This is a genomic window from Shigella sp. FC1544, from assembly GCF_001722145.1.
Classification (GTDB): Bacteria; Pseudomonadota; Gammaproteobacteria; order Enterobacterales; family Enterobacteriaceae; genus Escherichia; species Escherichia coli.
Genome location: NZ_MECT01000277.1, coordinates 21961 through 28901, shown reverse-complemented (window position 1 = coordinate 28901; position 6941 = coordinate 21961). Strand labels below are relative to the sequence as shown.

Annotated in this window: 4 protein-coding genes, 1 tRNA gene and 1 pseudogene; 5 read left to right on the top strand and 1 reads right to left on the bottom strand. The window is 51.9% G+C overall.

Annotated features, from left to right (window positions below; genetic code table 11):
• A pseudogene (locus BGK49_RS29460) lies at window positions 1-133 on the top strand (IS110 family transposase); the annotation flags it as partial.
• A 54-nt stretch (window positions 134-187) separates the two neighbouring features.
• Here BGK49_RS29460 and argG read toward each other — a convergent pair.
• Window positions 188-1531, bottom strand: coding sequence for an argininosuccinate synthase (gene argG, locus BGK49_RS14165; RefSeq protein WP_000207691.1), 1344 nt, complete (start codon window positions 1529-1531; stop codon window positions 188-190).
• A 347-nt stretch (window positions 1532-1878) separates the two neighbouring features.
• Between argG and BGK49_RS14160 the strand changes: the two genes are divergently transcribed.
• From BGK49_RS14160 to infB, 4 genes are all read left to right on the top strand, one after another.
• Window positions 1879-1955, top strand: a tRNA-Met gene (locus tag BGK49_RS14160).
• A gap of 206 nt (window positions 1956-2161) precedes the next feature.
• The gene (gene rimP / locus BGK49_RS14155; protein ID WP_024259668.1) at window positions 2162-2614 is read left to right on the top strand and encodes a ribosome maturation factor RimP; all 453 of its coding nucleotides are present in this window, start codon (window positions 2162-2164) and stop codon (window positions 2612-2614) included.
• A 27-nt stretch (window positions 2615-2641) separates the two neighbouring features.
• Window positions 2642-4129 (top strand): transcription termination factor NusA, encoded by a 1488-nt coding sequence (gene nusA / locus BGK49_RS14150; RefSeq protein WP_001031064.1) that lies wholly within the window; start codon window positions 2642-2644, stop codon window positions 4127-4129.
• 24 nt (window positions 4130-4153) lie between these two features.
• Window positions 4154-6826 (top strand): translation initiation factor IF-2, encoded by a 2673-nt coding sequence (infB, locus tag BGK49_RS14145; protein ID WP_000133044.1) that lies wholly within the window; start codon window positions 4154-4156, stop codon window positions 6824-6826.
• Window positions 6827-6941: the final 115 nt, after the last annotated feature.

Below are 6941 nucleotides of genomic sequence, written 5' to 3'. Positions count from 1 at the left end.
GGCTTACTACACCCGCAAAATGAGTCAGGGAAAACGACACAATCAGGCGCTTATCGCCCTGGCGAGACGACGCTGCGACGTTCTGTTCGCCATGATGCGCGACGGGACTTTTTATACCCCGCAGGGGTCATAACATGCTTGACAACTTAATAGGGGCCCCCCCCTGAAGGGCAGGGTTGATGTCGAATTACTGGCCTTTGTTTTCCATATTCTCCACCTGCGGCACGCCTGAAGTGGCAGAGGAGGAGAGCAGGCCAGTTTTGGCATAACCAAAAAGTTTCTCTCGGGTATCAGTGATATCCAGATTACGCATGGTCAATTGACCAATACGATCATCTGGCGAGAACACCGAGTCGCCTTTTTCCATCGTCAGACGCTCTGGCTTGTAGGTCAGGTTCTCTGAGACGGTATTCAGGATTGAATAATCGTTCCCACGGCGCAGCTCCAGGGTAACTTCACCAGTGATCTGGCTGGCAACCCAGCGTTGCAGAGAGTCACGCAGCATCAGCGCCTGGGAGTCAAACCAACGCCCCTGGTACAGTAGACGGCCCAACTGACGACCATGCGCGTGATACTGCTCAATGGTGTCTTCGTTGTGAATACCGGTCAACAGACGTTCATACGCAATGTGCAGCAGTGCCATCCCCGGAGCTTCGTAAATACCACGGCTTTTCGCTTCGATGATACGGTTCTCAATCTGGTCGCTCATGCCCAGGCCGTGACGACCGCCGATGCGGTTAGCTTCCAGCATCATTTCTACGTCGTTGCTAAAGGTTTTACCGTTCAGCGCCACCGGATGACCTTGCTCAAAGCGTACTGTGACTTCTTCTGCCGGGATCTTCACGCTCTCATCCCAGAATTTCACGCCCATAATCGGGTTGACGATTTTGACGCTGGAGTTGAGGTATTCCAGATCCTTCGCTTCATGCGTTGCACCAAGCATGTTGGAGTCTGTGGAGTAGGCTTTTTCGACAGACATTTTGTAGTCGAAACCGCAGGCAATCATAAATTCAGACATCTCATGACGGCCGCCCAGTTCATCAATAAAGTCAGTATCAAGCCACGGTTTGTAAATCTGCAGTTCAGCATTGGTCAGCAGACCATAACGATAGAAACGTTCGATATCGTTTCCTTTATAGGTGCTACCGTCACCCCAGATATTCACGCCATCTTCTTTCATCGCAGCAACCAGCATGGTACCAGTCACGGCGCGGCCCAGCGGCGTCGTGTTGAAATAGGTCAGGCCGCCGGTGGTGTTATGAAATGCGCCACACTGAATAGCGGCAATACCTTCGGCCACCAGTTGTTTGCGGCAGTCGATCAGACGTGCGTTCTCCGCGCCGTATTCCATGGCACGACGAGGGATCGCATCATAATCCTCTTCGTCTGGCTGGCCTAGGTTTGCAGTATATGCATAAGGAACCGCTCCCTTTTGTCGCATCCACAGCAGTGCGGCACTGGTGTCCAGACCGCCAGAAAAAGCGATACCAATACGTTGACCTACCGGGAGATGCTTGAGAATCGTCGTCATAAAATAACACCCTGCTTAATTAACTGATGATGAGCCTGGATTTCCGCTCTCACTGAATTTTTATGCAAAATAAATGAGTTTTCATTTAATCATCTTTTATCGGAGACAGGAAGAGTTTAGTGTGTTTTTTGTAAAATAATGCGCTTAAGGGAGAGCAGGAGAAGGCAAAAGTATTCAACAAATGAAAGTGAACTGGATATTCATTCACGTGATTAGCAATAAACGTTGACAAAATGTGGCATGGATCACTATAATGCCTGCAGATTTTACGTCCCGTCTCGGTACACCAAATCCCAGCAGTATTTGCATCTTTTACCCAAAACGAGTAGAATTTGCCGCGTTTCAGGCGCGGGGTGGAGCAGCCTGGTAGCTCGTCGGGCTCATAACCCGAAGGTCGTCGGTTCAAATCCGGCCCCCGCAACCACTTTCCCTTAGAGTCCTTTTTCAAATATACTGTGAAGACTTCGGCCTTCGTAGTGGGATTTGAAAAAATCCTTCTGGAAAGTGCTCCAGACCGCAGTTGCGGTTATAGGGTTCAGTTATATAAAGCCCCGATTTATCGGGGTTTTTTGTTATCTGACTACAGAATAACTGGGCTTTAGGCCCTTTTTTTATGTCTTGGGGGTGGGCTTGTCCACATTAGAGCAAAAATTAACAGAGATGATTACTGCGCCAGTTGAGGCCCTGGGTTTTGAACTGGTTGGCATCGAATTTATTCGCGGTCGCACATCCACACTGCGCATCTATATTGATAGTGAAGATGGCATCAATGTTGATGATTGTGCTGATGTGAGCCACCAGGTAAGTGCTGTGCTGGATGTTGAAGATCCCATCACCGTTGCTTATAACCTGGAAGTCTCCTCACCGGGTCTCGATCGCCCACTGTTCACGGCTGAACACTACGCCCGTTTTGTCGGAGAAGTGGTGACTCTGGTTCTCCGTATGGCGGTACAAAACCGTCGTAAATGGCAGGGCGTTATCAAAGCGGTAGACGGTGAAATGATCACAGTTACCGTCGAAGGTAAAGATGAAGTGTTCGCGCTGAGTAATATCCAGAAGGCGAACCTGGTTCCCCACTTTTAATAGTCTGGATGAGGTGAAAAGCCCGCGATGAACAAAGAAATTTTGGCTGTAGTTGAAGCCGTATCCAATGAAAAGGCGCTACCTCGCGAGAAGATTTTCGAAGCATTGGAAAGCGCGCTGGCGACAGCAACAAAGAAAAAATATGAACAAGAGATCGACGTCCGCGTACAGATCGATCGCAAAAGCGGTGATTTTGACACCTTCCGTCGCTGGTTAGTTGTTGATGAAGTCACCCAGCCGACCAAGGAAATCACCCTTGAAGCCGCACGTTATGAAGATGAAAGCCTGAACCTGGGCGATTACGTTGAAGATCAGATTGAGTCTGTTACCTTTGACCGTATCACTACCCAGACGGCAAAACAGGTTATCGTGCAGAAAGTGCGTGAAGCCGAACGTGCGATGGTGGTTGATCAGTTCCGTGAACACGAAGGTGAAATCATCACCGGCGTGGTGAAAAAAGTAAACCGCGACAACATCTCTCTGGAGCTGGGCAACAATGCTGAAGCCGTGATCCTGCGCGAAGATATGCTGCCGCGTGAAAACTTCCGCCCTGGCGACCGCGTTCGTGGCGTGCTCTATTCCGTTCGCCCGGAAGCGCGTGGCGCGCAACTGTTCGTCACTCGTTCCAAGCCGGAAATGCTGATCGAACTGTTCCGTATTGAAGTGCCAGAAATCGGCGAAGAAGTGATTGAAATTAAAGCAGCGGCTCGCGATCCGGGTTCTCGTGCGAAAATCGCGGTGAAAACCAACGATAAACGTATCGATCCGGTAGGTGCCTGTGTAGGTATGCGTGGCGCGCGTGTTCAGGCGGTTTCTACTGAACTGGGCGGCGAGCGTATCGATATCGTCCTGTGGGATGATAACCCGGCGCAGTTTGTGATTAACGCAATGGCACCGGCAGACGTTGCTTCTATCGTGGTGGATGAAGATAAACACACCATGGATATCGCCGTTGAAGCCGGTAACCTGGCGCAGGCGATTGGCCGTAACGGTCAGAACGTGCGTCTGGCTTCGCAGCTGAGCGGTTGGGAACTCAACGTGATGACCGTTGACGACCTGCAGGCTAAGCATCAGGCGGAAGCGCACGCAGCGATCGACACCTTCACCAAATATCTCGACATCGACGAAGACTTCGCGACTGTTCTGGTAGAAGAAGGCTTCTCGACGCTGGAAGAACTGGCCTATGTGCCGATGAAAGAGCTGTTGGAAATCGAAGGCCTTGATGAGCCGACCGTTGAAGCACTGCGCGAGCGTGCTAAAAATGCACTGGCCACCATTGCACAGGCCCAGGAAGAAAGCCTCGGTGATAACAAACCGGCTGACGATCTGCTGAACCTTGAAGGGATAGATCGTGATTTGGCATTCAAACTGGCCGCCCGTGGCGTTTGTACGCTGGAAGATCTCGCCGAACAGGGCATTGATGATCTGGCTGATATCGAAGGGGTGACCGACGAAAAAGCCGGAGCACTGATTATGGCTGCCCGTAATATTTGCTGGTTCGGTGACGAAGCGTAATAAACTGTAGCAGGAAGGAACAGCATGACAGATGTAACGATTAAAACGCTGGCCGCAGAGCGACAGACCTCCGTGGAACGCCTGGTACAGCAATTTGCTGATGCAGGTATCCGGAAGTCTGCTGACGACTCTGTGTCCGCACAAGAGAAACAGACTTTGATTGACCACCTGAATCAGAAAAATTCAGGCCCGGACAAATTGACGCTGCAACGTAAAACACGCAGCACCCTTAACATTCCTGGTACCGGTGGAAAAAGCAAATCGGTACAAATCGAAGTCCGCAAGAAACGCACCTTTGTGAAACGCGATCCGCAAGAGGCTGAACGCCTTGCAGCGGAAGAGCAAGCGCAGCGTGAAGCGGAAGAGCAAGCCCGTCGTGAGGCAGAAGAATCGGCTAAACGCGAGGCGCAACAAAAAGCTGAACGTGAGGCCGCAGAACAAGCTAAGCGTGAAGCTGCTGAACAAGCGAAACGTGAAGCTGCGGAAAAAGACAAAGTGAGCAATCAACAAGACGATATGACTAAAAACGCCCAGGCTGAAAAAGCCCGCCGTGAGCAGGAAGCTGCAGAGCTCAAGCGTAAAGCTGAAGAAGAAGCGCGTCGTAAACTCGAAGAAGAAGCACGTCGCGTTGCTGAAGAAGCACGTCGTATGGCGGAAGAAAACAAATGGACTGATAACGCGGAACCGACTGAAGATTCCAGCGATTATCACGTCACTACTTCTCAACATGCTCGCCAGGCAGAAGACGAAAGCGATCGTGAAGTCGAAGGCGGCCGTGGCCGTGGTCGTAACGCGAAAGCAGCGCGTCCGAAGAAAGGCAACAAACACGCTGAATCAAAAGCTGATCGTGAAGAAGCTCGCGCAGCAGTACGTGGAGGTAAAGGCGGAAAACGTAAAGGTTCTTCCCTGCAGCAAGGCTTCCAGAAGCCAGCTCAGGCCGTTAACCGTGACGTTGTGATCGGCGAAACCATCACCGTTGGCGAACTGGCGAACAAGATGGCGGTTAAAGGCTCTCAGGTCATCAAAGCGATGATGAAACTGGGCGCAATGGCAACCATCAACCAGGTTATCGATCAGGAAACCGCACAGCTGGTTGCTGAAGAGATGGGCCACAAAGTTATCCTGCGTCGTGAAAACGAGCTGGAAGAGGCGGTAATGAGCGACCGTGACACGGGGGCTGCGGCTGAACCGCGCGCGCCGGTTGTGACCATCATGGGTCACGTTGACCACGGTAAAACCTCTCTGCTGGACTACATTCGTTCAACGAAAGTGGCCTCTGGCGAAGCGGGCGGCATTACCCAGCACATTGGTGCATACCACGTTGAAACTGAAAACGGCATGATCACCTTCCTGGACACCCCAGGGCACGCCGCGTTTACTTCAATGCGTGCTCGTGGTGCGCAGGCAACGGACATCGTAGTCCTGGTTGTTGCTGCCGACGACGGCGTGATGCCGCAGACCATCGAAGCAATCCAGCACGCGAAAGCGGCGCAGGTACCGGTGGTGGTTGCAGTGAACAAGATTGATAAACCAGAAGCCGATCCGGATCGTGTTAAGAACGAACTCTCCCAGTATGGCATCCTGCCAGAAGAGTGGGGCGGTGAAAGCCAGTTCGTACACGTATCTGCGAAAGCGGGTACCGGCATCGATGAACTGCTGGACGCTATCCTGCTGCAGGCGGAAGTTCTGGAGCTGAAAGCGGTACGTAAAGGTATGGCGAGCGGTGCGGTTATCGAATCCTTCCTCGATAAAGGTCGTGGTCCGGTTGCTACCGTTCTGGTACGTGAAGGTACTCTGCACAAGGGCGATATCGTTCTGTGTGGCTTCGAATACGGTCGTGTTCGTGCGATGCGTAACGAACTAGGTCAGGAAGTGCTGGAAGCGGGTCCGTCCATTCCGGTGGAAATCCTCGGCCTGTCCGGCGTACCGGCTGCGGGTGATGAAGTTACCGTTGTACGTGACGAGAAGAAAGCGCGTGAAGTTGCACTGTATCGTCAGGGTAAATTCCGCGAAGTTAAACTGGCGCGTCAGCAGAAATCTAAACTCGAGAACATGTTCGCCAACATGACCGAAGGCGAAGTTCACGAAGTGAACATCGTCCTGAAGGCAGACGTACAGGGTTCTGTGGAAGCGATCTCCGACTCCTTGCTGAAACTGTCTACTGACGAAGTTAAAGTGAAGATCATCGGTTCTGGCGTAGGTGGTATCACCGAAACCGACGCCACCCTGGCTGCGGCGTCCAACGCCATCCTGGTTGGCTTCAACGTACGTGCTGATGCCTCTGCACGTAAAGTGATTGAAGCGGAAAGCCTGGATCTGCGTTACTACTCCGTCATCTATAACCTGATTGACGAAGTGAAAGCGGCGATGAGCGGTATGCTGTCTCCGGAACTGAAACAGCAGATTATCGGTCTGGCGGAAGTTCGTGACGTGTTCAAATCGCCGAAATTTGGTGCCATCGCAGGCTGTATGGTTACCGAAGGTGTGGTTAAACGTCACAACCCGATCCGCGTTCTGCGTGACAACGTGGTTATCTACGAAGGCGAGCTGGAGTCCCTGCGCCGCTTCAAAGATGACGTTAACGAAGTCCGTAACGGTATGGAATGTGGTATCGGCGTTAAGAACTACAACGACGTCCGCACTGGCGATGTGATCGAAGTATTCGAAATCATCGAGATCCAACGTACCATCGCTTAAGGTTTTTAGGGTTCCATGCGGGATAAGGCGTTTACGCCGCATCCGGCATGGATTGCCTGATGTGACGCTGGCGCGTCTTATCAGGCCAACGTGAACAGCCCTTCCACCTGAAATT